The 24,917-nt window shown below is 59.8% G+C and carries 20 protein-coding genes; 8 read left to right on the top strand and 12 right to left on the bottom strand.

Going from position 1 to position 24,917, the window contains the following annotated elements; translation table 11 throughout:
- Position 1 precedes the first annotated feature (1 nt).
- The 7 genes from MSL71_RS10730 to MSL71_RS10700 all read right to left on the bottom strand — a co-directional run bounded on the left by MSL71_RS10730 (position 2) and on the right by MSL71_RS10700 (position 7,362).
- Positions 2 to 739, bottom strand: a complete 738-nt coding sequence (locus MSL71_RS10730; RefSeq protein WP_180140079.1) for a PHP domain-containing protein — start codon at positions 737 to 739, stop codon at positions 2 to 4.
- A complete protein-coding gene (locus MSL71_RS10725; protein ID WP_180140077.1) occupies positions 720 to 1,073 on the bottom strand; it encodes a serine kinase in 354 nt (117 codons plus the stop codon). The genes MSL71_RS10730 and MSL71_RS10725 overlap by 20 nt, the downstream gene beginning before the upstream one ends.
- Entirely contained in the window at positions 1,073 to 2,449 is a 1,377-nt protein-coding gene (locus MSL71_RS10720; protein ID WP_180140075.1) for a [Fe-Fe] hydrogenase large subunit C-terminal domain-containing protein, read from the bottom strand. The genes MSL71_RS10725 and MSL71_RS10720 overlap by 1 nt, the downstream gene beginning before the upstream one ends.
- Positions 2,450 to 2,724: 275 nt before the next feature.
- The gene (gene nuoE / locus MSL71_RS10715; protein WP_180140073.1) at positions 2,725 to 3,213 is read right to left on the bottom strand and encodes an NADH-quinone oxidoreductase subunit NuoE; all 489 of its coding nucleotides are present in this window, start codon (positions 3,211 to 3,213) and stop codon (positions 2,725 to 2,727) included.
- An 80-nt stretch (positions 3,214 to 3,293) separates the two neighbouring features.
- A complete protein-coding gene (locus tag MSL71_RS10710) occupies positions 3,294 to 5,063 on the bottom strand; it encodes an NADH-dependent [FeFe] hydrogenase, group A6 (protein WP_180140071.1) in 1,770 nt (589 codons plus the stop codon).
- A 12-nt stretch (positions 5,064 to 5,075) separates the two neighbouring features.
- The gene (gene nuoF / locus MSL71_RS10705) at positions 5,076 to 6,869 is read right to left on the bottom strand and encodes an NADH-quinone oxidoreductase subunit NuoF (RefSeq protein ID WP_180140069.1); all 1,794 of its coding nucleotides are present in this window, start codon (positions 6,867 to 6,869) and stop codon (positions 5,076 to 5,078) included.
- Between the two features lie 94 nt (positions 6,870 to 6,963).
- Entirely contained in the window at positions 6,964 to 7,362 is a 399-nt protein-coding gene (locus tag MSL71_RS10700; RefSeq protein ID WP_180140067.1) for a (2Fe-2S) ferredoxin domain-containing protein, read from the bottom strand.
- Between the two features lie 1,011 nt (positions 7,363 to 8,373).
- On the opposite strand from MSL71_RS10700, the gene rbsD reads away from it, so the two are divergent.
- The 8 genes from rbsD to MSL71_RS10660 all read left to right on the top strand — a co-directional run bounded on the left by rbsD (position 8,374) and on the right by MSL71_RS10660 (position 17,624).
- Positions 8,374 to 8,793, top strand: a complete 420-nt coding sequence (gene rbsD / locus MSL71_RS10695; protein ID WP_180140065.1) for a D-ribose pyranase — start codon at positions 8,374 to 8,376, stop codon at positions 8,791 to 8,793.
- Positions 8,794 to 9,021: 228 nt separating this feature from the next.
- Positions 9,022 to 10,527, top strand: a complete 1,506-nt coding sequence (gene rbsA, locus MSL71_RS10690; RefSeq protein WP_180140062.1) for a ribose ABC transporter ATP-binding protein RbsA — start codon at positions 9,022 to 9,024, stop codon at positions 10,525 to 10,527.
- The gene (gene rbsC, locus MSL71_RS10685; RefSeq protein ID WP_180140061.1) at positions 10,524 to 11,501 is read left to right on the top strand and encodes a ribose ABC transporter permease; all 978 of its coding nucleotides are present in this window, start codon (positions 10,524 to 10,526) and stop codon (positions 11,499 to 11,501) included. The genes rbsA and rbsC overlap by 4 nt, the downstream gene beginning before the upstream one ends.
- A 252-nt stretch (positions 11,502 to 11,753) precedes the next feature.
- Positions 11,754 to 12,635: a ribose ABC transporter substrate-binding protein RbsB gene (gene rbsB / locus MSL71_RS10680; RefSeq protein ID WP_218951004.1), complete on the top strand. Its 882-nt coding sequence runs from the start codon at positions 11,754 to 11,756 to the stop codon at positions 12,633 to 12,635.
- Positions 12,636 to 12,913: 278 nt separating this feature from the next.
- Positions 12,914 to 13,840 (top strand): ribokinase, encoded by a 927-nt coding sequence (rbsK, locus tag MSL71_RS10675; protein WP_180140059.1) that lies wholly within the window; start codon positions 12,914 to 12,916, stop codon positions 13,838 to 13,840.
- 455 nt (positions 13,841 to 14,295) lie between these two features.
- Positions 14,296 to 14,685 (top strand): hypothetical protein, encoded by a 390-nt coding sequence (locus MSL71_RS10670; RefSeq protein WP_180140057.1) that lies wholly within the window; start codon positions 14,296 to 14,298, stop codon positions 14,683 to 14,685.
- A 134-nt stretch (positions 14,686 to 14,819) separates the two neighbouring features.
- Positions 14,820 to 15,449 carry a hypothetical protein gene (locus MSL71_RS10665; RefSeq protein WP_180140055.1) on the top strand — a complete coding sequence of 210 codons (630 nt, stop codon included), beginning with the start codon at positions 14,820 to 14,822 and terminating at the stop codon, positions 15,447 to 15,449.
- Positions 15,450 to 15,992: 543 nt separating this feature from the next.
- Entirely contained in the window at positions 15,993 to 17,624 is a 1,632-nt protein-coding gene (locus MSL71_RS10660; protein WP_180140053.1) for a methyl-accepting chemotaxis protein, read from the top strand.
- 269 nt (positions 17,625 to 17,893) lie between these two features.
- On the opposite strand, the gene MSL71_RS10655 is transcribed toward MSL71_RS10660, so the two are convergent.
- From MSL71_RS10655 to MSL71_RS10635, 5 genes are all read right to left on the bottom strand, one after another.
- Positions 17,894 to 19,483, bottom strand: a complete 1,590-nt coding sequence (locus MSL71_RS10655; RefSeq protein ID WP_180140051.1) for an ABC transporter substrate-binding protein — start codon at positions 19,481 to 19,483, stop codon at positions 17,894 to 17,896.
- A gap of 303 nt (positions 19,484 to 19,786) precedes the next feature.
- Positions 19,787 to 21,418, bottom strand: a complete 1,632-nt coding sequence (locus tag MSL71_RS10650; protein ID WP_180140049.1) for an ABC transporter ATP-binding protein — start codon at positions 21,416 to 21,418, stop codon at positions 19,787 to 19,789.
- Between the two features lie 12 nt (positions 21,419 to 21,430).
- Entirely contained in the window at positions 21,431 to 22,258 is an 828-nt protein-coding gene (locus MSL71_RS10645) for an ABC transporter permease (protein ID WP_180140046.1), read from the bottom strand.
- 8 nt (positions 22,259 to 22,266) lie between these two features.
- Positions 22,267 to 23,238 carry an ABC transporter permease gene (locus tag MSL71_RS10640; RefSeq protein WP_218951003.1) on the bottom strand — a complete coding sequence of 324 codons (972 nt, stop codon included), beginning with the start codon at positions 23,236 to 23,238 and terminating at the stop codon, positions 22,267 to 22,269.
- Between the two features lie 776 nt (positions 23,239 to 24,014).
- The gene (locus tag MSL71_RS10635) at positions 24,015 to 24,878 is read right to left on the bottom strand and encodes a dienelactone hydrolase family protein (RefSeq protein WP_180140044.1); all 864 of its coding nucleotides are present in this window, start codon (positions 24,876 to 24,878) and stop codon (positions 24,015 to 24,017) included.
- Between the last annotated feature and the right edge of the window lie 39 nt (positions 24,879 to 24,917).

Genomic DNA, 24,917 nt, shown 5'->3' with positions numbered 1-24,917 from the left:
TTCACAGCGCCACCGTCCGACCCCCGCACCCTGAGAAGGCCAGGCGAATCTCACTCAAACCGGGTGTTTCCAATATAAATTCCGTGGTCACCTTCCCGATGTCTTCGGCGTAATGGGCATCGGACCCGCACACAAAGGGAAGATCCGACACTTCAGGGAACCGGCTGCACACCTGTGCCCTGTGGTCCTTTCGGGCCACCTCCAGAGCGTCCGGGCAGAATCCCCTGGGCATGATGCCCAGCTGACTGAAGAGGCTGTTCTTGCCCTTGGCCACGTGGGCGCAGACCACCAGGCCTCCCCCCGCCCTCACGGCCTCGGCGGTCTCGTGGATGTCGGTGGTAAGAGACGCGATAAGAAGACGCTCCTCCTGGTAGACCACCTGTTCGTCACGGTCCACCACCACCTGGTAGCCAAAGAGCTCCGGCCGGTTTCGGATCACCGTCAGGTGGTCGTCGATCCACCCCTGGAACGCCTCGGCCTCTTCCAGACTGCCGAAATAGGCCAAAAGGTGCACCTCTTCCCGGGTGGTAAGCTCCACGCCGGGGAGGACAAAAAGCCCCTGTTCCTCGGCCAGCTCCTTAACGATACGGCACTGCCGGGTGGAGTTGTGGTCCGTGATCCCCAGAAGGGAGATCCCCTGGGCCGCGCAGGAAGAGACAATGCCCGCAGGGCTCATGGAGACGTCCCCGCACGGGGAGAGCACCGTGTGGAGGTGAAGATCAGCCCGGAAGGTCTGCATCGCCCGCCAGCATCCGGTGGAGGCGTCCCGCCACCTCAAAGGTCTCGGCCGTGGCGCCCAGAAGGGGCAGCCCCTCGCGGTTGCTGTCCTCGATGGTGTCGGCATCCGGGGTAAACCCCTTGACCACGATGACACCGGCCAGGTCCTTGAGGGCGGCGATGCCCACCACGTTTCGATGGGACTGAAGGGTCACCCAGAGGTCCCCCTCATCGGAACACCCCATGACGTCCGAAAGCAGATCGGACACATAGCCCCCGCGAATCTCGCGATCCAGGCCAGCTTCCCCGCCGAACACGGTGAGGTTCATTTTTTCAACAAGCTCTTTAACCTTCATTAGTCCTCCAGATCGACGGACGCGCCGTCGAGTCTATTGTCACCCCACACATCGGCCAGGATATTCCCGGCGTCGGTGAGGGTCATCTGTCCCCTCTCCACCTGCTTTTTCTGCAGGAACACACACTGCCTCAGCACCGCATCTCCGTTAACCACATCTTCGGCCAGGGCCTGGCAGTTGGGAGACCCGCAGAGCCCGCAATCCACACCGGGCAAAAACGCAAGGATCTTGCGGAGCCGCTCCATCTTCACCATGGCACGGCCCATGTCCTCGTCGAGTTTCATGGCCGGCCTGGGATTGATCTTGCCCAGCATGATGTGGTCCACCAGGTACTCCGTGTCGTCGTCGATGTCGTCCCACCGGTCCGGGTCTTTCAGGGGAGCGGCCTTTCGCGATCGCTCCGCCCGGTTCCTCAAACGCTCCACGGTAAGAAACCGGTTGCAGCTGGTGAGCACGCCCCCGGCACAGCTCTGGTCGCAGGACCGGAGCTCCAGAAAATCGATATCCGAGATCTCCTCGTTTTCCATGTTCTCCAGAAATTCGAAAACATTGGCGATGCCGTCGATGGCAAGGCTGCGCCCACGGGCGTATTCGGACTCCCCTGCCGTAAGGAACCAGAGCACCCCCTTCTCGCACAGGGTCTCGGCCAGGGGCTCCGGCGGCATGGACTTCTCTTCACCACGGATGCGTTTCCACACCCGGTTGTAGATGTAGTCCATGTTGATCACCCCGTTTAGAATCTTGCGTTCATGGGGATTGGGGGTCTTCACCGCCGAGATCTTGGCGGCGCACGGGGTCACGTAAAAGGTGCCGATTTCGTCGTCGGGCACGCCCTGGGCCAGGAGCTGGCGTCTGTAAAACAGAGCAGCAATGTCCACGGGGGCCTTCATGGGGATCACATGGTCGAGAAGGGAGGGAAAACGCGTCTGGATCAGGCGCAGGACCGCCGGGCAGAAGGAGGAGATAAAGGGTTTTTTGACCTGGTTGTTCTTGATGTACCGGGCTGTGGCCAGGTGGAACACCCGCCACATCATCCCCACCTCGAACACATCGGTAAAGCCCATCTCCAGAAGCTCGGCATAGATCCGCTGCTTGGGAATGGTCTCGGGAAACTGCCCCTTGAGGATGGAGGGCAACAGGGCCACCCGACGCGTGTACTTGTAAATCTCGTTGAAGTCGTCCTGCTCCACCCGGATGGCGGACTCCGGGCAGGCCCGGTAGCACTTACCGCAGTCGATGCACCGGTTCTGGAAGATCAGCGGCTTGCCGTTGCGGATCCGGATGGCGTCGGTGGGGCACACCGACATGCATCGGCAGCACCCCCTGCACTTCTCCTCATCCACCCGCAGTGCATGATGTATGGCATTGTTGCTCATGGCATCTTCCACGCTATTTCAGTTTTTTTTATGCCCTGCCGCTCGGTATCGCCCGGAACCCGAAACCAAGGGCATCGCATACGCAGGGCGGGTCGCCAAAGCAAACCCGCCGTCCTGCATACCTGTCAGGGACCGGCACCGCCGCATCACGCGATGCGGCGGTGCCGATCTATAGAGAACCGCTCCCCGATGCAGATCGTGCGCAAAAGGCCCGCCAGAGCGTGTGGCCCGTGCCATGGCACCGGGGAACAAGGGGTGGGACTAGCCGCGCCCCTTTATTTGTCTTTGTAGTCGTCCAGGATGTTGATGACATCATCCGGGGTCACCCTGCCGTAGATCTTGTCCCCGACCATGACCACAGGGGCCAGGCCGCAGGCGCCGATACACCGCAGGCTGTCCATGGAGAACTTCCCGTCCGGGGTGGTCTCCCCCAGGTCGATGCCCAGAAGGAGCTTGAATTCATCCATCACGTCCATGGCACCCTTAACAAAACAGGCGGTTCCTGTACAGATGGAGATGTGATGCTTGCCCCTGGGCTCCATGACGAACAGGGAGTAAAAGGTCACCACACCGTAAACGGTGGAGACCGGAATGTCGAGCTCTTCGGCGATCACCTCCTGCACGTCCGGCGGAAGGTAGCCGCAGAAGTCCTGGGCCTTATGAAGGATATTGATGAGTTCGCCCTTGTCGTTGCCGTAGCTTTGACAGATGGACTGAATCTCTTTTACCGCGTTGCGGGACAACTTGCCTTGTACTAAAGTCATGGCGATTCATTCCTGTATCATGAGATCGTTAGGATTGGGCGCCGAAACCTTGCCCGGCGCTTTTTCCGTTCAATCGAATCCTACTTGGTTTTCCTGCCGCTTCTGTCCACGTAATGGGTGTGGAGCAGTTTGTGGGGCTTTTCTCCCAGGGGCTTACCCAGGTACTCTTCGTAGAGCTTCTTGATATGGGGGTTCTCATGGGATTTTCGGATCACCTTGGCCTCGTCTTCGGTGTACAGGGCCTGCTGACGGGCGCGGAGCACCGACTCGTCACCCTGGTGAAAGGGCTGGCCCCCGCCGCCGATGCATCCCCCGGGACAGGCCATCACCTCGATGGCGTGATACGGGGAGGTCCCTTTGCGGATCTCCTCCATGAGGACGCGGGCGTTGGCCAGGCCGTGGGCGATGCCGATCTTGATATCGATACCGGCAAAATCCACGGTGGCAGACCGGATGCCGTCAACCCCTCGCAGGGCAGTGAAATCCACGTTTTCCAGGGTCTCCCCGGTGTGGAACTCGTAGGCGGTACGGGCCGCGGCCTCGATGACCCCGCCGGTGGTGCCGAAGATCACGGCCGCGCCGGTGGACTCGCCCAGGGGGGAATCGAAGTCGTCGTCTTCCAGGCGATGGAAATCGATGTTGGCCCGCTTGATCAGGGAGGCCAGCTCACGGGTGGTGAGGGTGATGTCCACATCACGGTTGCCGTCCACGGCAAACTCCTCCCGGGCGCACTCGGCCTTCTTGGCCACACAGGGCATCACCGAGACCACCACCATGTCCTGACGCTTCACGCCGATCTTCTCAGCCAGGTAGCTCTTGGCAATGGAACCGAACATCTGCATGGGGGACCGGGCCGTGGAGGGGTAGTCCAGAAGATCCGGGAACCGTTTCTCCAGATGGTTTACCCAGGCCGGGCAGCAGGAGGTGACAATGGGAAGCTTCACCGAGGTGTCCCCTGCCAGGTGGCGGGTGAGGCGGTCCAGAAGCTCGGAGGCCTCCTCCATGATGGTGAGGTCGGCGGCAAAATCGGTGTCAAAGACGTAGTCGAACTCCAGGCGTCTCAGGGCCGCTGCCATCTTGCCCGTCACCAGGGTGCCCGGGGCCATGCCGAACTCTTCGCCCAGGGCGGTGCGCACCGCAGGGGCCACCTGGACCACCACGGTCTTGTCCGGATCGGCAATGGCGCGAAGCACGGAGGCGGTCTCGTCCTTTTCGGAGAGGGCGCCGGTGGGGCACACAGCCACGCACTGGCCGCAGTAGGTGCACTTGGTGACGTCCAGGTTCTGGTCAAAGGCCGTGACGACAACGGACTCAAAACCTCGGTTCACGGCCGTTAAAACGCCCACGCCCTGGACCTCGCGGCAGACGTTTTCACACCTGCGGCACATGACGCATTTGTCGGGGTCCCGCACGATGGCAGGGGACGAAGTGTCCTTCACGTGGTGGGACATCTCCCCTTCGTAGGAGATCTCACGGATGCCGAAGGTCTGGGCCAGGTCCTGGAGCTCGCAGCAGCCCGCTTTGGAGCAGCTCAGGCAGTCTTTGGGGTGGTCGGAGAGGATCAGCTCCAGGTTGATGCGGCGGGCGTTCAAGACCCTCTGGGTACGGGTCTTCACCACCATGCCGGGGGCAGCCAGGGTGGTACAGGCGGGAGCCAGGTTGCGGCGCCCCTCCACCTCCACCACGCAGAGCCTGCAGGAGGCGTTGCTGCTGTGAAAACCAATGCCGGAAAGATCCATATGGCACAGGGCCGGTACGGTGATGCCCTGCTCCCTGGCCGCCTCGAGGACGGTGGTCCCTTCGGGCACCTCAACGGGTTGATCGTCTATGGTCAGTTTGATGGATTCCATGGTTTTTCGTCCTTAGCTTTTGGTGATGGCACCGAATTTACAGTTTTCGTAGCAGACCCCGCACTTGATGCAGTGGAAGCTGTCGATGGTATGGGGCTGCTTACGCACCCCTTCCACGGCATTCACCGGGCACTTGCGTGCACACAGGGTACAGCCCACGCACTTGTCGTGGTCGATGGCGTAGGTCACCAGGGCCTTACACTGCCCGGCCGGGCAGGTGTGGTCGGTGACGTGGGCCAGGTACTCATCGTAAAAGTTGTCCAGGGTGGAGAGGACCGGGTTGGGCGAAGTCTGGCCCAGGCCGCAGAGGGCCGTGTCCTTGATGGCTTCCCCCAGTTCCCGGAGCTTGACCAGGTCGTCCAGGGTGCCCTTGCCCTCGGTGATCTTCTCCAGGATCTCGTAGAGGCGCTTGTTGCCGATGCGGCAGGGGGTGCACTTGCCGCAGGACTCCTCCACGGTAAAGTCGAGATAGAACTTGGCGATGGAGACCATGCAGTCATCCTCGTCCATGATGATCATCCCGCCCGAGCCCATCATGGAGCCGTTGGCCACGAGGTTGTCGTAGTCGATGGGCACGTCCAGGTGCTCTTCGGTGAGGCACCCGCCGGAAGGCCCGCCGGTCTGCACCGCCTTGAACTTCTTGCCGCTGGAGATGCCGCCGCCGATGTCGTAGATCACCTCACGCAGGGTGGTGCCCATGGGCACCTCGATGAGGCCCACGTTCCGGATCTTTCCAGCCAGGGCAAACACCTTGGTGCCCTTGGAGTTCTCCGTGCCGATGGAGGAGAACCAGTCGGCCCCGCGGGTGATGATCACCGGGATGTTGGCCAGGGTCTCCACGTTGTTGACGTTGGTGGGCTTGCCGTAGTAGCCGGACTCCGCAGGGAAGGGAGGCTTCACCGTGGGCTCGCCGCGGTGGCCCTCCATGGAGTGGATCAGGGCGGTCTCCTCGCCGCAGACAAAGGCGCCTGCACCGTACTTCAGCTCAATGTCGAAGTTGAACCCGCTGCCCATGATGTCCCTGCCCAGAAGGCCCAGCTCGCGCGCCTGCTCAATGGCAATGAGGAGCCGCTGGATGGCCAGGGGATACTCGGCGCGGATGTAGATCAGGCCGGTCTCAGCACCCATGGCATAGCCGCAGATGGCCATGGCCTCCAGCACCGAGTGGGGGTCGCCCTCCAGGATGGAGCGGTCCATGAACGCCCCGGGGTCCCCTTCGTCGGCGTTACAGACCACAAACTTTTCGTCCCCTTCGGCGGCCCGGGCGTACTGCCACTTCAGCCCCGTGGGGAAGCCGCCGCCGCCCCTGCCGCGAAGGCCCGAAGATTTCACCTCTTCAATGACCTTGTCCGGGCTCATCTCCAAAAGGGCCTTGCCCAGGGCCTGGTAGCCGTCCCGGGCGATGTACTCGTCGATATTCTCGGGGTCGATGAACCCGCTGTTGCGCAGGGCAATACGGATCTGCTTGCGGTAAAACCCCATGTGCTTGGAATCGGAAATGCGATCCCCGCTCTTGGGGTCGGTGTAGAGAAGCCGCTCCACCCGGCGCCCCTTGACCACGTGCTCCTCGATGAGGATGTCGGCGTCGGAGGGGCTCACCTCCACATAAAAGGTGTTGTCCGGCATGAACTTGACGATGGGGCCCTTCTCGCAGAAACCGAAGCACCCTGTCTTCACCACCTGGACATCACGCTGGAGATTGCGTTTCTTAATGCCCTGGTCGAGTTTTTGAAAAATCAGATCGCTTTCCGAAGCCCGGCAGCCGGTACCGGCGCAGACCAGAATGTGCGTTTTGTATCGTCCCATCTCGTGTATGCTCCTTCGTGTGTTTCAAGGCCCAGGGAAACCGATTCCCGCCGATTCCGGCGTCAAGCGAAAACCCCTCTGGTGGCCCCGGGCGTTAGTCTTTGTCCACCACTTCGTAATTCACAGGGATGATGCCCGGCAGGAGTTCGCCGTTGGCCACATAGCGGTCCACGATCTCAGCGGCTTTCTCCGTGGTCACCTCGCCGAAGACCACGGGCTCGCTTCCGGGAAGCGTCACCTCGATGGTGGGCTCGGCGTAGCAGTACCCCATGCACCCGGTCTGGGTGACCACCGCCTCAATGTTGCGGCGATCCAGCTGGTCCAAAAGGGCCCCGTAGACCTCCTTGCCTCCCGCTGCGATCCCGCAGGTTGCCATGGCAACCCGAATCTGGACCAACTGGTCGCAGCGCTCTCCGTTCTCCCTTAAATGGACACTGGACTGGAGCTTCTCTTTCATTTTCCGTAAATCATCCAGGGACTTGATCTTTGTCATGACTACCCTCCGGTCATTGCGTCTGGCCGAACAGCCGGTGCAAATCAAACTAACGTTTTTGGATAATGGGAATGCAAACAAGCCGAAAATACAGGGTGACGGGGCGAACTGAGCGAAAGGGGGCGCATGGGCACCCGTGGGAAGGGCGTACGTCGACAAAGCGGGAGAAACCGGGAGGTCCCCCGGCACGGGGCAAGCCTGTGGAACATGCTGCGGGATGAGAGTGTGCCTGACAAAAACCCGAAACGACGTTTTCCTTTTTTTACTCACTTCACCCAACAGCAAAAGCAAATGCAATTACTTACTGAAAAGCGATGTGTTATCACCACCATAGATTCCGACGAAAAACCATCAATCTAAAAATCAGGCCATTAGTCAAGGGCAAACCCGATAAATTCCGTTGATCCCATAGATAAATGAAAAACACTTTACATTGCCTTAATTTTCACATATGAACATCCACCCCGAAAAAACGCCGACACAATTTTCCCTTCTGATCACTATGGGTTGACAAGAAACCCTGCACCGCTCACAAAGAGGAACCAAACCTTTTCGGTTTGCAACATTCCTGCCGGAAAAAGCCCCGCCATATGACGCTGTGCGAAACAAATCCGGGCCGTGAAAATTGTTTACAAACCAATCGGACACCCCAACAGGTGACAGCACAGGGAGCACTGAAAAAATGTCATGCTCCCCCATCGGTATCCCCTTATGTTCAAAAGGAGATCTCAGATCGTGCGTAAGGAAAGCCAACGCAGGTAACCACAGGGCATCCCATCACCCGCCAGACACAGCATCCCCGGGAACCGTTTGCGCAAAAGGTTCCCCGTCTGATACATTGAACTAAAATCAGTGATCAGGGCGTTGTTGCGTTCAACGTTCAGGCCCTGCAGGTACCCTGCACGGCCTCGCCCGCCATGGCAAAACCGCCCGGTGCCTTAACCCAGGGGACAAAACCCCTTACAAAGGCACAGACGCACACATAAATCGGAATAGACTGGGATTTTTTTCATGAAAAAAGGCACACTCATCAACTCGGAACTCAGCCACGCCGTGGCACGACTCGGACACCTGGACGGACTCTGCGTCTGCGACGCAGGGCTGCCCATCCCCGCCGAGACCCGGCGCATCGACCTGGCCTTAAGCCGCGGGATCCCCTCATTTATCGACACCGTCAAGGCCGTGCTCTCGGAAATGACCCTGGACTCGGTGGAGATGGCCGAAGAGTTCCCGGAAAAAAGCCCGGAGCTCCACGACGCTTTCATGGCCCTCCTCAAAGAGGAAGAAGAGGCCCAGGGCAGGGAGATCCCTGTGCTGGCCGTTCGCCACGAAGCCTTCAAGCTCGCCACCAAGCGGTGCCGGGCCGTGGTGCGCACCGGGGAATTTACCCCGTACGCCAACGTGATCCTCAAGGCTGGGGTTCGGTTCTAGCCAGTCTTCTCTGACCCATTGGCGCCTCCCCCGATGCCCTTGTCTCGGATCCGCTTCGGCGGACAGGCATCGGGGGATGCGCTCTTTTAAAACCGGATTGTGCTATACTCAATCCATGCCGTGCCAGGCGCCGACCCCATGTGACCTCCCCCCTTCTGCCCCGACCTCTCCCCAACACGGCAACATGCTGCTTCATACACAACCCCCTCGATGATGTGGAGAGAGCCCATGGCCCACCCCATCCTGCACCTTGCGGGTATCGAAAAGAGCTTTCCCGGCGTCAAGGCCCTGGACGGCGTGAACCTCACCGTCACCCCCGGCCGCGTCATGGCCCTTGTGGGAGAAAACGGCGCAGGAAAATCCACCCTCATGAAGGTGCTCACCGGCATCTACCGGGCCGACGCAGGGACGATCACCTACGACGGCAAAAAGGTCGCCTTCCCCGGCCCCAGGCACTCCCAGGAGGCGGGCATCGGCATCATCCACCAGGAGCTCAACCTCCTGCCGGAACTTACCATCGCGGAAAACATCTTTCTGGGAAGGGAAAAAACATCCCGCTTCGGCCGGATCCTCTGGCACGAGATGTACGCCGAGGCAGACCGCCTCCTGGCAAGGCTCGGGGTCCCCCACAGCGCCAAAACCCGCCTGGGAACCCTGGGCATCGGAGCCCAACAGATGGTGGAAATCGCCAAGGCCCTCTCCTTTGAATCCAGGGTCATCATCATGGACGAACCCACCGACGCCCTCACAGACACGGAGACCGAGGCCCTCTTTACCGTCATCGAAGAGCTCAAGGCAGGAGGCCGGGGCATCGTCTACATCTCCCACCGCCTGGCCGAGATTTTCGCAATCTGCGACGACGTGACCGTGCTCCGGGACGGAAAATTCATCGCAGAGCGCCCCGTGCCGGACATCGACGAAGAGACCCTCATCGAGATGATGGTGGGCCGCCGCTTAGACGAGCAGTACCCCAGGGTCCAGACACCCCCCGAAGAAACAAGCCTCACGGTCACCGACCTTGCAGCCTGCGGAGTCAACGGAGCCACCTTTTCCGTAAAGCGCGGCGAAATCCTGGGGGTGGCCGGGCTCATGGGCTCGGGCCGCACCGAACTGATGCGGGCCGTCATCGGCGCCAACCCCGTCACCCGGGGCACCATCCGACTTTTTGGCGCGCCCCTTGAGATCAAAAGCCCCAAAGACGCCATCGACGCAGGGGTTGCCTACATCAGCGAAGACCGCAAAGCCGACGGCCTGGTGGCCATGCTCAGCGTCAAAGAGAACATGACCCTGGCCGCCCTCCACGCCTTCAGCACCGCCACCGGACGCCTCAACCACGAGGCGGAACGCCGGGCCGTGGACGACTTCATCCAGAGCTTCGCCGTCAAGACCCCGAGCCGGAACCAGGCCGTGGGCAACCTCTCCGGCGGCAACCAGCAGAAGGTGGCCATCGCCAAAGGCCTCATGACACGCCCCAAGGTGCTCATCCTGGACGAGCCCACCCGGGGCGTGGACGTGGGCGCGAAAAAAGAGATCTACCAGCTCATCAACACCTTTAAAAAAGAGGGGATGAGCATCCTCCTCATCTCCTCGGAGATGCCCGAGATCCTGGGCATGAGCGATCGCATCATCGTGATGCACCAGGGCCGCGTCACCGGCGAATTCAGCGCAGAAGACGCCACCCAGGAACTCATCATGGCCTGCGCCGTGGGCCGAACGGAGACCGACGCCCCATGACCCCCAACGAAAAAAAGGCCCGGACAGTCGGGCGACCGTCCTTAAAGGACCGGATCATCGAGCAGAAATCCCTCATCGCCCTTCTGGTGATGATTATCATCGTCTCCTTTTTAAGCCCCAACTTCTTTACCCTGGCAAACCTCCTCAACATCCTGCGCCAGACCGCCGTAAACGCCATCATGGCAGTGGGCATGACCCTGGTGATCCTCACCGCGGGCATCGACCTGTCCGTGGGCTCCATCCTGGCCCTTTCAGGCGCCGTGGGGGCCCGTCTCATCGCCATGGAACTTCCCGTCCCCCTCTGCGTGGCGGCCGCCCTTGCCACAGGCACCGCCGTGGGAGCCGTCAGCGGCATCATCATCGCCAAAGGCCGGGTCCAGGCCTTCATCGCCACCCTCGTGGCCATGACCCTGGTCCGGGGCCTCACCCTCGTCTACACCGACGGACGCCCCATCTCCACCGGCTTCACAGACACCGCAGACGCTTTTTCCGCCATCGGCACCGGCTACCTCCTGGGCATCCCGGTTCCCGTCTGGATCATGGCCGCCACCTTCGGCCTGGCCTGGTACCTCCTCAACCACACACGCCTGGGCCGCTACATCTACGCCCTGGGTGGCAACGAAGAAGCAACGCGCCTCTCCGGCATCAACACCGACCGTGTCAAGATCACGGTCTACGCCATCTGCGGCTTCCTCGCCGCCCTGGCCGGACTCATCATCACCTCCCGCCTCTCCTCGGCACAACCCACCGCAGGGGCAGGCTACGAACTGGACGCCATCGCCGCCGTGGTCCTGGGCGGCACCAGCCTCATGGGAGGCAAAGGCACCATCATGGGAACCCTCATCGGCGCTCTTATCATCGGGTTCCTCAACAACGCCCTCAACCTGCTGGACGTCTCCTCCTACTACCAAATGATCGCCAAAGCCGTGGTGATCCTCCTGGCAGTCCTGGTGGATACCCGCAGCAAGACATAGAAAAAACGCCTCCGGCGGCGAGGTGAGCCACCTCGAAAGCTGATTGCCCTTGCGCTTTGTCCCTCGTTCCTCGGGCCAAAGCGCAAGGGCCTTCGACGCGGGCATCGCCCGACATAAATGCTGATGGTTTGTGCGGGCTGGCTCACAAGCTTCGATGTAACAGGATACGTTGTCGCTACCTGTCCATTGTCGATTTAACCGCATTGCCTCCGGCCGCCTGGAAACGAAAAAAAATCATTACCAAGGAGTTTCATGATGAAAAAAACAACCGGTTTGATCACAGCCCTTATCGTGGTACTGGGGATCTCTGCCCCGGCCCTGGCCAAAGACACCCTGGCCCTGGTGGTCTCCACCCTCAACAATCCGTTTTTCGTCACCATGAAAGACGGGGCAGAGAAAAAAGCCGCCGAGCTGGGCGTCTCCCTCATCGTGCTGGATTCCCAGAACGACCCCAGCAAAGAGCTGGCCAACGTGGAGGACCTCTCGGTCCGGGGCGTCAAAGCCATCCTCATCAACCCCACGGACTCCGATGCGGTCTCCAATGCCATCCGCATGATCAACAGAACCAAGATCCCCGTCCTCACCCTTGACCGGGGCGCCAGCCGGGGCAAGGTGTCCAGCCACATCGCCTCGGACAACGTCCAGGGAGGCGCCATGGCAGGTGACTTCATCGCAGCCAGACTGGGCAAAGGGGCCAAGGTGATCCAGCTCGAAGGCCTGGCAGGCACCTCCGCGGCCCGGGACCGGGGCAAAGGGTTCCTCACATCCGCCAAAGCAAACGGGCTCACCATCATCGCCAGCCAGCCCGCTGACTTCGACCGCACCAAAGGCCTCAACGTCATGGAGAACCTCCTGGCCGCCCACGGAGATGTCCAGGCCGTCTTCGCCCAGAACGATGAAATGGCCTTAGGCGCCATCCGCGCCCTCCAGGCAGCCAATAAAAAAGCCCTGGTCGTGGGCTTTGACGGCACCGACGACGGCATCAAAGCCGTCCAGCGCGGCGACATGGCCGCCACCATCGCCCAGCAACCCGCCCTCATCGGCGCCCTGGGCGTGGAAACCGCTGTGGGCGTCCTCAAAGGCAACGCCGTGGATCCGTACATCCCCGTGCCGTTGAAGGTCATTACGGAGTAAAAAACCAAAAGCATGCCTCCGGCGGCCCTGCCGGGGGCCAAACTTTTGAAAAGTTTGACAAACAGGTTTTGTAAATAAAATGGGCCTCTCCGGCAGAAACGGCTGCCACATGTCACACACCACGCGAATGCCCCGAAAGCCTTCGCATGGTGTCTGCCTCCATGCATTCGCCACAGGGTTTCCAGGTGCCCCCACCTGGCCGCCGGAGGCTGGATTTTTGAGCCGACTTTAACCATAGAAAGCCAGCTTTTACGTTCAATACGTGGGAGAGATATGGGATGAGAGATAAGCCGTTGGTTGTGTTGGGCAGTGTCAACGCCGATCATATATTGCAGGTTAAAGAGCTTCCCCGGCCCGGGGAGACGGTGACGGGCCACGGGTATCGGGTGGTGCCCGGGGGCAAGGGGGCGAACCAGGCAGTGGCGGCCGTGCGGCTCGGGGCGAGGACCGCCTTTATCGCCTGTGTGGGGGAAGACGACTTTGGACGTCGCATGAGGGATGCCTTTCAGGCCAAAGGCATGGACATCCAGGGGGTGATGACCGAGGAGGCCATGCCCACGGGCATGGCCATGATCTTTGTGGCGGAAAACGGGGAAAACTGCATCGGCATCTCGCCCGAGGCCAACGCCTGCCTGACGCCTGAACGCCTGGCCCCGCACCTGGGCCTCATCCAAAGGGCCTCGGCCCTTCTCATGCAGCTGGAAACGCCCATGGAAACGGTGATCATGGCTGCGGAAGAGGCAAAAAAGGCAGGGGTACCCGTGGCCCTGAACCCGGCCCCGGCCCGGCCCCTTCCCAAGGAGCTCTTAAAACACCTTGCCATGATCACCCCCAACGAAACCGAGGCCGCTTCCCTCACCGGCATCACCATCCACGACGCTGCCAGCGCCATGGAAGCCGCTGCCTGCCTCCACGACATGGGGGTGGACACGGCCATCATCACCTTAGGCTCCAAAGGCGCCTTTGTGAGTGCCAAGGGCAGGGGTGCCGTGGTCCCCGGATTCCACGTCACCCCCGTGGACACCACCGCCGCCGGGGACACCTTCAACGGAGCCCTCATGGCGGCCCTGCAAAGGGGCGAGCCGCTCGCCGAAGCCGTCACCTTTGCCCACGCCGCAGCCGCCCTCTCGGTGACGCGCATGGGTGCCCAGACCTCCATTCCCACACGCACCGAAACAGAGGATTTTCTCCGAAAGCAAAGGTAGAGTGTTCTCATAAGAGCAAAATAGATGAAAAAAACAGCCTCCGGCGGCGAGGTGTGCCACATCGAAAGCTGGTTGCGAATGCATGAAGGTCATTGTTCTGTATGAGATTTCAGGGCATTCGCGTGAGGTATGACATCTGGCGACTGCCTTTGCAGGATAAGCTTATCTCATAATTCCATTCACACGCTGCGAGGCAATCATCCTTCGAACCCAAGGGGTTTGATGAACGTTTTTTTTCAGCGGTGCGCACACGCCCCCTTCCACCTGTCGTCTATGCCCCATTCACCACTATTCCAGCCTTTGCATTTTTGCTTTTCTATTCACTACTTACCACTCACTATTCACGGATAACCATTCCCCTTGCCCAACGCCACGCTTCATGTTACCTCTTTCATCACATCCCCCTCATTTTAAAAAAGCCCCCCTGCCCTATTTCCCACATCAAAGGAGTCACCATGAAACGCGCCCTGTCCGTTCTGGCTCTCTGCCTCGTCATCGGCCTGATGCATGCGTCCCCTGCCGCGGCATTTTTTACCCGGGGCACCATCAACCGGGACCTGTCCTACGATCGCCTGGCCCTCACACCACCGCCTTCGGGGGCGGAAACATACCGGCCCAAAGCATCGGGGGTTATTGAAAACACCACCCGACAGAAAATTTCCCTCACCGCCGAGATCTCGTTCTGCAACGTCTTTGGTGAGCCCCTGGGCAGCGCCAAGATTCGATGCACCATCCCTCCCATGAAAAAAAAGGCCTTCAAGGCCACCCTCAAAGACAAGGTTCCGGTGGACATCAAGGACGCCCACCACGTGGAGTGGACCCTGCTTCGCGTGAAAAAAGGCTGAAAGCAAAAGCACAAAAAATGAACATAATATCATTTTGTTCATTTTTTCATTGACACCCAGCCCTGAACACCGATAACCATGGGATATCTTACATCCATTCTTTCATCACAAAGTAAATCAAGGAGGACCAGCCTATGACACCGGCCGCTCAGCAGGGGCTCGCCGCCCTGAGGGACACAGCCAACTTTCAATGGACCATGATTCCGATCCTTCTTCTTGTCATCTATGTCTACTCCGTGGAGATGGGCAAGGAAAACTGGAAGGTGGTCCTGGCGGGACTTGCCTTCATCGGCATGGATTTCTTTAACGAACTCTGGAACGCCCTGGTCTTTCACTTCACCGGATACGCCCCGGTGTGGGGAGCCCCGGCCGACTCCAGCTACATCATCCTCATCGGCTGGAACATTGAAATTCTCTTTATGTTCATGGTCATGGGCGTGGCAGCGGTCAAGAGCCTTCCCGCGGACAAGGACAAAAAAATCCTGGGGGTTCCCAACCGGTCCTTCTACATCATCCTCTTCACCACGGCCTGCGTGGTGGTGGAATGCGTTCTCAACGCCATCGGGGCCCTCACCTGGGACTGGGCATGGTGGAGCATCAAGTTCCCCATTTTTATCTTCCTCATCGGCTACCTCCCCTTCTTCGTCGTCTCCTTCTGGGTCCACGATATGGAAACCGACCGGCAGCGCGTCAAGGTGGTCTCCTCCATCCTTGCCTTTGATTTTGCCTGCGCAGCCGTCTTCGGGGGTCTGGGCTGGATTTAATAATACCCCGCCTCCGGCGGCCAGGGTGGCGAAGCCACGATCGCTAAAACACCTCAAAAGCTGATTGCCCTTGCGTTTTGTCCCTCGTTCCTCGGGCCAAAGCGCAAGGGCCTTCGGCCCGGGCTTCGACCGACAGAAACGCTGATGGTTTGCGCGGGCTGGCTCACACGCGTCGAAGAAACAGGATACGTTGTCGCTATGTGCCCACTGGCGATTTAACCGCACGGTCTCCGGCATCACGGGCCAATGCCCCAGCTTGGATCTGGCCTCACCCTTCCTTCCCCGGGGTAAGGCCCATCACATGAGTTCATAAATCGCGCCCGGCGTTTTTCCAACAGCTATGCCGCTCATCTTTACACCCTGCCAATCCTCCTGACAGATAAATCCCGCAGTCACCCAAGGTACATGCCGTACGCCTCGATTAGCCCCTTATTTCACGTCACTTCCATCCGCAAAAGCCATGCCCGCCCTTGGTATGCAACTTGCTCACTGGTCAATCGTGAGACATGAAAGAAATGATGATTGACCATGGGAGAGATACACATGCCAAAACAGCTTACCATCAGGCAAAAAGCGGTCGTCCTGCTCATCGGTATAACGGTGGGCGTTTCCATTATCTGCATCCATTCCAACCTGGCCATGGGTGGGATCGTTGCCATCGACCAAACCCTGGGACTCCTGGAGGGAATGAACACCCGCATCCTGGAGTGCAGGCGGCAGGAGAAAAACTTTCAGCTTCGCGGGTTCACGGCCCATGGCAAGGACACAAAAAACTCCCTGGAAAAATGGGAAGCCCACTGCAAGATCATTCTGGAGCTTCTGGACCGTGCAGGCCGCACGGTGCCTGCGGTGTACCGGGAGCCCCTTGCCCGGGCCACAGGGGAAATCCACTCTTACATCACCGACTTCCGTCATTTGACCACCCTTTACGGCACCCCGGATTACCAGGTGCGAAAAACCGAGCTGGAGCCGGTCATGGTCGCCCATGCACGGTCCTGCCAGACGATCACAGGCGATATCGCAGCACGGGAAAAAAACAGGAAACAAACCCTCATCACGCGGTCCAGGCGCTTGAACCTGGGCGTAGGAATCGTGGTCATCTCCAGCCTGGTGCTTTTGGGTAGCGTTCTCATCAAAAAACTGGTGCAGCCGGTGCGGGTGCTCTCCGGGGCCCTGGAAGACATCGCCTCAAAGGACGGCAACCTCACCGTCCGCCTCCCCGTGAAAAACCGGGATGAGATCGGCAAACTGGCCCACTGGTTCAACGTCTTTGTGGGCAACATCCACGCCATTGTCGGCGAGGTGTCCAGGGAGACAGACGCCCTGGTCTCTGCCTCGGCCAACCTGGACGCCATCTCCGGTACCATGACACGCAGCGCTGAAAGCACCGCCAACCGCTCCGGCACCGTTGCAGCGGCAGGGGCCCAGATGAGCGCCACCTTAAGTGCCATCGTCACGGCCTCCGAAGAAGCCACGGCCAACCTCACACGGGTGGCTGTGGCCACCGAGGAAATGCAGGCTGCAATGGACAACATCGCCGCCAAAACAAAAAAAGCGAGCTCCATTTCGGAGCGCGCCGTATCCACCGCCGGTTCCTCATCGTCGAGGATCCGGGAACTCACCCAATCGGCAACGGACATCAGCCACGTGGCCGAAACCATCACCGAAATATCCAATCAGACCAATCTTCTGGCCTTAAACGCCACCATCGAAGCCTCCAGGGCCGGTGCCGCGGGCAAAGGGTTTGCCGTGGTGGCCAATGAAATCAAAGCCCTGTCCAAGCAGACCGCCGAAGCCACCCTGGGCATCCACGATCACCTGTCGGGCATGCAAAAAACCACCCGGATCACGGCAGAAGGCATCGAGGACATCGCTCAGATTATCCACGACATCGACACCATCATCTCCGACATCGCCGCAGCCGTGGACCAGCAGTCCGCCGCCACCCGGGAGGTTGTGGGGCGCCTGGCCCGAACCTCCGGACGCATTGAGGGAGTCAACGGCAACCTGGCCGAAGGCACCATCGCCGCCCAGGAGATCGCAGGGGATATCTCGGAAATCGACGGAGCCTCCCGGGATATCCTTCAAACAGCCGTCTCCGTGGGACGGGACGCCGATGCCCTGGCAGACATCGGCACTCGCCTCAAAAAAAGAATCGCCACATTCAGCATATAAAAAACGGTAACTATTCAGTTTGCCTCCGGCGGGTCGCTTTTTTGAAAAAAAGCTCCGCAAAAAACTTTCCAAATACACCCGCCCTTTGTTTTGATCGCCCTTCGGGGCGATCAAAACAAAGGGCGGGTGCAGAAATAACGAATGTCTTTCTGCGAAGCCTGGAACGACTTTTTTAAGACCTGTTTATCAAACTTTTCAAAAGCTTGGCCCCCGGCAGGGCCGCCGGAGGCATGCTTTTTCCAGAAACATTGACCATAGACGGCACATCGTTACGCCTTGAACCACCAGCGCTGGGCACATCGGAACCCGTCCAGCTCCCAGTTCACCGCCGGCTTGTTGAGCCCGATCTTGCTGCTTGCAGCGGCAATGTCCATGCCGAAGACCGGAATGATGACCCCGCCTTCGTCCCTGACCAGGCGCTGCATCTCTCCGTACTGCTGCTTTCGCCTGGCCTCGTCGAGTTCGCCCCTGGCCGACACCAGGAGTTCGTTGAACCGCTTGTGCTTCCAGTTGGTGTCGTTCCAGGCGGCGTTGTCGGCGTAGGCGGTGGAGAACATCATGTCCTCGGTGACACGCCCACCCCAGAAGACGGCGCAGAAGGGTTTCTTAAGCCAGACATTGCTCCAGTAGCCATCGTTGGGCTCACGCACCACGTTCAGGTCGATGCCTGCCTTTGCCGCGCTCTCTTTGAAGAGAACCCCGGCATCCACGGCACCGGGAAAAGCGGCATCGGCCACGTGAAGGCCCACCTTCAGGTTGTCCATCCCCGCTTTTTTCAGGTAATGCTTTGCCTTGTCCGGGTCATACACCCGCTGGGGCAGGTCCCCTGCGTGGTAGCGGTTGCCGGTGCTGATGGGGTGGTCGTTGCCCACCACGGCGTACCCGCGGAACACGGTTTTTACCAGCTGCTCACGATCCACGGCGTGCTTCAAAGCCATGCGCACGTTGTTGTCGGCATAGGGTGCCGCGTCCGTGTGCATGGCAAAGGTGTAGTGCCTGTAGCCCGTCTGCTTGATGAGCTGAAGGCCGGGCGTGCGCTCCAGGAAGCGAAGGGTCTTGAGTTCGCACCGGTTGATCAGGTCCACCTGCCCTGTTTTGAGGGCGTTGGTGCGTGCGTTGATGTCGTTGATGGCAAGGGTTTCCACTTCGTCGAACCAGCCCCTGTCGTCCCGGAAGTAATCGGCATTTCGCACGGTGAGGCTGCGGACACCGGGCTCAAAGGCCTTGAGGCGATACACGCCGGTGAAGATCCCGTCGGTGCCGTCGTGGCCTTCGGGAACGATCACCAGGTGATAATCCGTCAGGATGTACGGGAAATCGGCATTGGGGGACGCAAGCTCCATGCGCACGGTGTAGGCGTCCTCTTTGACGATCTCCTTGATGGGCTTCACGATGGCCTTGGCTGCCGAGGTGCTCTTCTCCCCCCGATGCAGGTTGATGGAGTGGATCACGTCGTCGGCGGTCATGGTCTTGCCGTTGTGGAAGGTCACCCCTTTGCGCAGGCGGAACACCCAGGTGGCGGCATCGGCAGAGGCTTCATAACTCTCGGCAAGCTCGGGAACGGCACGCCCTTCGTTGTCGATCTCCATGAGGCTGTTGCCCAGCTGCCCGTAGACGAGGGTCTGGATCATCATGTCTGTCATCACCGCGGGGGAGAGGGTGTCCGTGGTGGAGGCGCCCCCCATGCCCACCCGAAGGCGCCCGCCCCGCTTCGGCCCTTGGGCAGCCTGGGCCCCCAGGGGAAACATGGACGGGGCAACGGCCAGGGCAAGGCCCAGGGTGGCTGCACGCCGCATGAACTCTCGACGCGAGATGCGCCCTTTCTCCAACTGTGTTTCCAACTCCTTTAATGCATGCATACGTCTTTACAGATTCCTTTCTCCGGTGCGTATCGCACCGGGGTTGACGGCGTTGCCGAAAGCCAACGCCTGAAACATGAGTAAAGGTAACGGTTCAGCTCAATCTGCCTCAGACAGCCGGAAGGACCTTCACAGCGTGTGATGTGGCATTCTGTAGGGTGCGGGCAAAAACAATCGCACAAGAAAACGCTTCAGGCCGAATCCGCGTTCATGCGTATCGAGCCATCGTTTGTGATAAGGGCTATGCCCTAAAATATTTCTGCACCCACCGGAGGCAGGCTGAATAGTTACGTTTATTTTGCCCTAAGCCACGCTCCCTTCGAGGTAGTTATCGAGCCAGTCGGTGTCCATCTCCGGCACGGAAGCGAGAAGTTTTTCGGTGTAGGCATGATGGGGCGGGCTGAGGACGTCAGCCCGCGGGCCCTGTTCCACGATGCGCCCTTTGAGCATCACCACCACCTCGTCGGCGATGGCTTTCACGGTGTTGAGATCGTGGGTGATGAACAGGTAAGCGACACCCAGCTCCTTTTGCAGGCGCCGAAGAAGGTTCAGCACCGATTCGGCCACGAGCTGGTCCAGGGCCGAGGTCACCTCGTCGCAGATGATGAGATCAGGCTCGGCCGCCAGGGCCCGGGCGATGCAGACCCGCTGTTTTTCCCCGCCCGAAAGCTCGGAAGGGTAGCGATGCAGGTAGGCCTCGGGAAGCTCCACCATGGAAAGCAACTCTAAGACGCGGTCCCGCACCGCCTCCTTGTCCATGCCGAAATAAAAGACAAGGGGCCGCCCGATGATTTCAAGGAGGATCTGGCGGGGGTTTAAGGCCACATCGGGCATCTGGTAGATCATCTGGAGGCGCCTTAAGGTCTCCCGGTCCCGTTGGGCGGTTTTGGGCTTGAGCAGGTCGCCTCCGAACCGGATCCGGCCCTTGGACGGGGGCAGCAGGCCGGTGATGACCCGGGCCAGGGTGCTCTTGCCGCTTCCCGACTCCCCCACCACGGCCACGGTTTTTTGCCGCTCCACGTGAAGGGAGATCTCCTTGAGCACCCGCTCCCCTTTTTTGTACCCGGCGGTGACGCCGTCGACCTTCAAGAGCGTCTCACCGGCTTTCTTTCCTTTTCGATTTTTTCCTTTGTCCAGGCGCACGGAGATGAGATCTCTGGTGTAACTCTCTTTGGGGTCGTCCAGAAGGGCTTCGGCCTCCCCCTCCTCCACAAGGTTCCCGTCCTTGAGGACCATGATCCGGTCTGCCATCTGGGCCACCACGGCCAAGTCGTGGCTGATGTAGATGGCGGCCGTGTTCTTGTCGCGGATCACGTCCCGGATGGCGGCCAGCACCTCGATCTGGGTGGTGACGTCCAGGGCGGTGGTGGGCTCGTCAAAGATGATGATATCCGGGTCTGCGGCCATGGCCATGGCCACCATGGCCCGCTGGAGCTGGCCCCCGGAGACCTGGTGGGGATACCGGTGCCCGATCTGGTCCGGCTGGGGCAGGTTGAGGCGATCGTAGAGCTTCACCGCCTTCTCCTCGGCCCGGGCTTTTCCGGCGATGCCATGCTGAAGGGGCACCTCGGTAAACTGACGGATCAGGGTGTGGGCCGGGTTAAAGGAGGCGGCAGAGCTCTGGGCCACATAGGCGATGCGGGGCCCCCAGAGTTTTCGCCGCTTCGACGGGGACATGGTAATAAGGTCCATGCCGTCAAAGACGATGGAGCCTTTCGTCACCTCGCACCCGGAGCGGATATACCCCATGGCCGCCAGGCCCAGGGTGGATTTCCCCGCCCCGGACTCGCCGATGAGCCCCAGCACCTCCCCCCGTTTGAGGGTGAGGTCGATGCCGTGGATGATCTCCTCCCGGCGCTCCCCCTGGCCCCCTGCGATATGGATATCGGTCATGGTCAGCAGACCGTTTTTCTTCTCCTTCTTATGTGTTGCCATGCGTTCTCTCCTTTACTGCGCTGATGTGCCCTGCCTGTTGAGAAAACAATCCACCACCAGGTTCACCCCGATGGTCAGGACGGCAATCACCGAAGCGGGCCAGAGGGCCACGGGAATCCCGAAGGTGATGGCCCCGGCGTTCTCCCGCACCATGCTCCCCCAGTCCGCGGCCGGGGGCTGAAAGCCAAGGCCCTGGAAACTCAAGGCGCTGATAAAAAGAAACACAAAGCAGAACCGCATGCCGAACTCGGCAATGAGGGGCGGCAGGGTGTTGGGCAGGATCTCCCGTCGCATGACCCACCAGAGCCCTTCGCCGCGCAGGCGGGCGGCCTCCACATAGGGCATCACCTCCACGTCCATGGCAACGGCCCGGGCCAAGCGAAACACCCGGGTGCAGTCCAGCAGGGAAAGGACCACCACCAGCACGGTCACCGAAGTACCCATGACCGACAGCACCATGAGGGCAAAAATAAGGGGAGGAAAGGCCATGACGATATCCACGAGTCGCCCCAGGACCTGGTCCACCCACCCTTTCAAGGTGGCGGCGGCAAGGCCCAAAAGGGTGCCGGAGACAAAGGCGATAACGGTGATCAAAAGGGCGATGCCGATGGTGTTTCGCGCGCCGTAGATCAGGCGCGTCAGCATGTCCCGACCGATATGGTCCGTCCCCAGGAGATGGCCGGGCCCCATGGAGAGCCACACATCCCCCACCACCTCCGTCTCGCCGTAAGGGGCCACATAAGGCCCCACCAGAAAGACCAAAAGATTCAGCGCGATGACCACCACCCCGAACAGGGCACTCGGCGGCATGCTCTTTAATGTATTCAAAATCCGTTTCATATCCCCCCCTATTTCGGATGCCGCAGGCGCGGGTTGCTCACCATGGACAACACGTCAGCCGTCAGGTTCAGGCCCACGTAGGTCACGGCAAAGATCAGGCCGCTGGCCTGCACCACGGGCAAATCGCGCTTGGAGACAGAGTCCACCAGAAGCTGTCCCAGCCCCGGGTAGACAAAGACCACCTCCACCACCACCACCCCCACCACCAGGTAGGCAAGGTTCAGGGCGATAACGTTGATGATGGGAGCCAGGGCGTTGGGCAGGGCGTGGGCAAAGACAATCCGTCGCCGGGAAATTCCCTTGAGGCGGGCCATCTCGATGAAGGGAAGGTCCATCACGTTGATGATGGCAGCGCGGGTCATGCGCATCATGTGGGCCAGGACCACCAGGGTCAGCGTGATGCAGGGAAGGGTAATGGTGTGCAACTTCACCGCCAGGGACATGTCACGTGTCAGGGTGGAGATGCTGGGAAAAAGAGCCAGCTTGACGGAAAAGAGCGTAATGAGAATGTAGGCCACGAAAAACTCAGGAAAGGAGATGGCGCTCAACGTGGAGATGGAGAGAAACCGGTCCATCCAGGTGTCCCGGTACAACGCGGCGAGCATGCCGAGGCAGAGCGCCAGGGGGACGGCAATGAGGGCCGTGGTCCCCGCAAGAAACAGGGTGTTTTTGAACCGCCATCCGATGAGATCGGCGATGGGTTTTCCGCTGGCAAGGGAGTTACCAAAGTCTCCCCTAACCACCTCAGCCAGCCAGGTCCCGTAACGGACATGGGCTGGAAGGTCGAGGTTGAGTTCGGCGCGAAAGGCCGCTACGGTTTCCGGCAGGGCGTTCTGGCCCAGAACCGATTCGGCGAGATCCCCGGGAAGGGCCTCCACACCGACAAAAATAAGAACCGAGATCACAAGAAGGGTCCCGATACCGATGGCCAGTCGCCGGGCCACCATGCTTACCATTGGATTGTTGATAATACCATTCATAACACGCGCCATACGACCACCGCGATCCATCACCTTTTTTTTCATAACAAAGTGGTCGATGCATGACACAAGGCCCGGAATCCACCGGACCTCCTCTCTCCTTTCTTTTATGGTTTCCAAAGGGAAGTCAGGGACTTCACCTTATCGCTTATCTGTAGCCCGGATCCTGGAACAGACACCTCAAAGGCCCAAAAACCATCCACGCAAGCCGCCCCAGAAACAGGGCGCAGGAAAACCGGAGGGACCCAACACCGCAGCGATGGCTCCCAGGCTTTCGTGGAGATTTTGTCGCCTCCAAAACTATAAACATTGATTTTTAAAATCTACTTAGCATACATAAAAGTTTATTCATTCACAACCCGACAACGGATAATACACAAAGGGCGCAATGGTGCGTCTGCGACACAACGCCATACGCAAAGCCGCTCCCAGCGCAGCTATCCACGCGTTACAACTAAAAATTCAAAAAAGAGAAAAAAGGAGTTCACACGTCCCCCGGGCAGAGGCATTGGCACCCACGCAAGGAGACTCGAAAAGAGAGAACCGGCGTGGGATGAAGACATACCGGAGCCATGCGCACAAAAAATAAGGAAAGAAATTGAGTGGGCGATAAGACGACGGAGAATGAGACAGGCCCATCGCCCGCAGGAAAAAAAATGCTCAGAAAGCCGTGAATTACAGTTTATATCATTAAAATACCTAACCTTTTCCCAACAACCAGGTGTAATAGCACCCCATGGCTTTAACTCACCTGATGTCTCATGAAATATCCGGGATCAGGGAGGTGGTAACCGGCACGGCTTCGGTCTGTGGAATCGCAACAGAAAAGGCCATTGGGCCTCCCATCCGCCCTGGTGTGTGACATGGTCCACAAGCACCGGCGACGGGGCAATGCAAGGTGCCATGCGGGATACAAAGGAGTCGCAGACCACAGGTGGAATTACCGTATCGTCCTTGCCCACAAAATGCCGTTGGGGAATGGTCGCCAGCAACTCTGCAACATCGGCCGGGTTCATGGAACCGGCAAGGGGGGACAGGCCATGGATCCTGCAAAAGGCCTCAGTATCAAGGTTTCCCGCCACCGTGGTGAGGCTGTCCACGTCGTCCCGACCGGCACTGAGAAGGGCCGCCATCGCCCCCCCGCCGGAAAACCCCACCAACTCCAACCGATCGTAGCCGCCCAGGGCCTTCAAGGCATCCAAGGCGCGGTCCATATCTGAGATAACCTCAGGGGCAAAGAGGTAAGTCGACCAGTACCGGGGGTGGCATGCGTCCGTCTGCAGATACTGGCAGGGCCTCGCCAGATAGGCTTTATCGTGGATGGGGTCGGCAAGCATCAGGTTCAGGGCAGTGGGATTCACAGGCGACGGATGGGCGGACAGCAGACGGCGGGTGCGCCAGGCCAGGCCATCCCCTTCGATATAGACCCGCAGTACAGCAAAACGGAAGTGAACCGGTGCCAGGGCTGCCAGGGTAAACTGCTTGCCCTCGATGCGACACGTCTCAAGCCCGGCCAATCTCCCGCGCTGCCCAAGATCGGCAAAGGTCAGCTGACGCGGTGCCGTGGCACACCCACTTGCCACGCACATCGCCGCGACCACACATAGTACCCGGTGCCGGATCTTTCCTGTAAGTCCCATTCGAACCTCCCGTGGTGTACCCCAAACAGCCATGCCCCG

Origin of the sequence: Desulfoluna butyratoxydans, from assembly GCF_900699765.1 — a bacterium.
Classification (GTDB): domain Bacteria; phylum Desulfobacterota; class Desulfobacteria; order Desulfobacterales; family Desulfolunaceae; genus Desulfoluna; species Desulfoluna butyratoxydans.
The sequence above is the reverse complement of the archived record's forward strand: the minus strand, read 5'-3'. Positions and strand labels throughout refer to the sequence as shown.

Coding starts and splice junctions, on each gene's coding strand:
- MSL71_RS10730 (WP_180140079.1), bottom strand. CDS start 739: ATGCAGACCTTCCGGGCTGATCTTCACCTCCACACGGTGCTCTCCCCG.
- MSL71_RS10725 (WP_180140077.1), bottom strand. CDS start 1,073: ATGAAGGTTAAAGAGCTTGTTGAAAAAATGAACCTCACCGTGTTCGGC.
- MSL71_RS10720 (WP_180140075.1), bottom strand. CDS start 2,449: ATGAGCAACAATGCCATACATCATGCACTGCGGGTGGATGAGGAGAAG.
- nuoE (WP_180140073.1), bottom strand. CDS start 3,213: ATGACTTTAGTACAAGGCAAGTTGTCCCGCAACGCGGTAAAAGAGATT.
- MSL71_RS10710 (WP_180140071.1), bottom strand. CDS start 5,063: ATGGAATCCATCAAACTGACCATAGACGATCAACCCGTTGAGGTGCCC.
- nuoF (WP_180140069.1), bottom strand. CDS start 6,869: ATGGGACGATACAAAACGCACATTCTGGTCTGCGCCGGTACCGGCTGC.
- MSL71_RS10700 (WP_180140067.1), bottom strand. CDS start 7,362: ATGACAAAGATCAAGTCCCTGGATGATTTACGGAAAATGAAAGAGAAG.
- rbsD (WP_180140065.1), top strand. CDS start 8,374: ATGAAAAAAGGCACACTCATCAACTCGGAACTCAGCCACGCCGTGGCA.
- rbsA (WP_180140062.1), top strand. CDS start 9,022: ATGGCCCACCCCATCCTGCACCTTGCGGGTATCGAAAAGAGCTTTCCC.
- rbsC (WP_180140061.1), top strand. CDS start 10,524: ATGACCCCCAACGAAAAAAAGGCCCGGACAGTCGGGCGACCGTCCTTA.
- rbsB (WP_218951004.1), top strand. CDS start 11,754: ATGATGAAAAAAACAACCGGTTTGATCACAGCCCTTATCGTGGTACTG.
- rbsK (WP_180140059.1), top strand. CDS start 12,914: ATGAGAGATAAGCCGTTGGTTGTGTTGGGCAGTGTCAACGCCGATCAT.
- MSL71_RS10670 (WP_180140057.1), top strand. CDS start 14,296: ATGAAACGCGCCCTGTCCGTTCTGGCTCTCTGCCTCGTCATCGGCCTG.
- MSL71_RS10665 (WP_180140055.1), top strand. CDS start 14,820: ATGACACCGGCCGCTCAGCAGGGGCTCGCCGCCCTGAGGGACACAGCC.
- MSL71_RS10660 (WP_180140053.1), top strand. CDS start 15,993: ATGCCAAAACAGCTTACCATCAGGCAAAAAGCGGTCGTCCTGCTCATC.
- MSL71_RS10655 (WP_180140051.1), bottom strand. CDS start 19,483: ATGCATGCATTAAAGGAGTTGGAAACACAGTTGGAGAAAGGGCGCATC.
- MSL71_RS10650 (WP_180140049.1), bottom strand. CDS start 21,418: ATGGCAACACATAAGAAGGAGAAGAAAAACGGTCTGCTGACCATGACC.
- MSL71_RS10645 (WP_180140046.1), bottom strand. CDS start 22,258: ATGAAACGGATTTTGAATACATTAAAGAGCATGCCGCCGAGTGCCCTG.
- MSL71_RS10640 (WP_218951003.1), bottom strand. CDS start 23,238: ATGAATGGTATTATCAACAATCCAATGGTAAGCATGGTGGCCCGGCGA.
- MSL71_RS10635 (WP_180140044.1), bottom strand. CDS start 24,878: ATGGGACTTACAGGAAAGATCCGGCACCGGGTACTATGTGTGGTCGCG.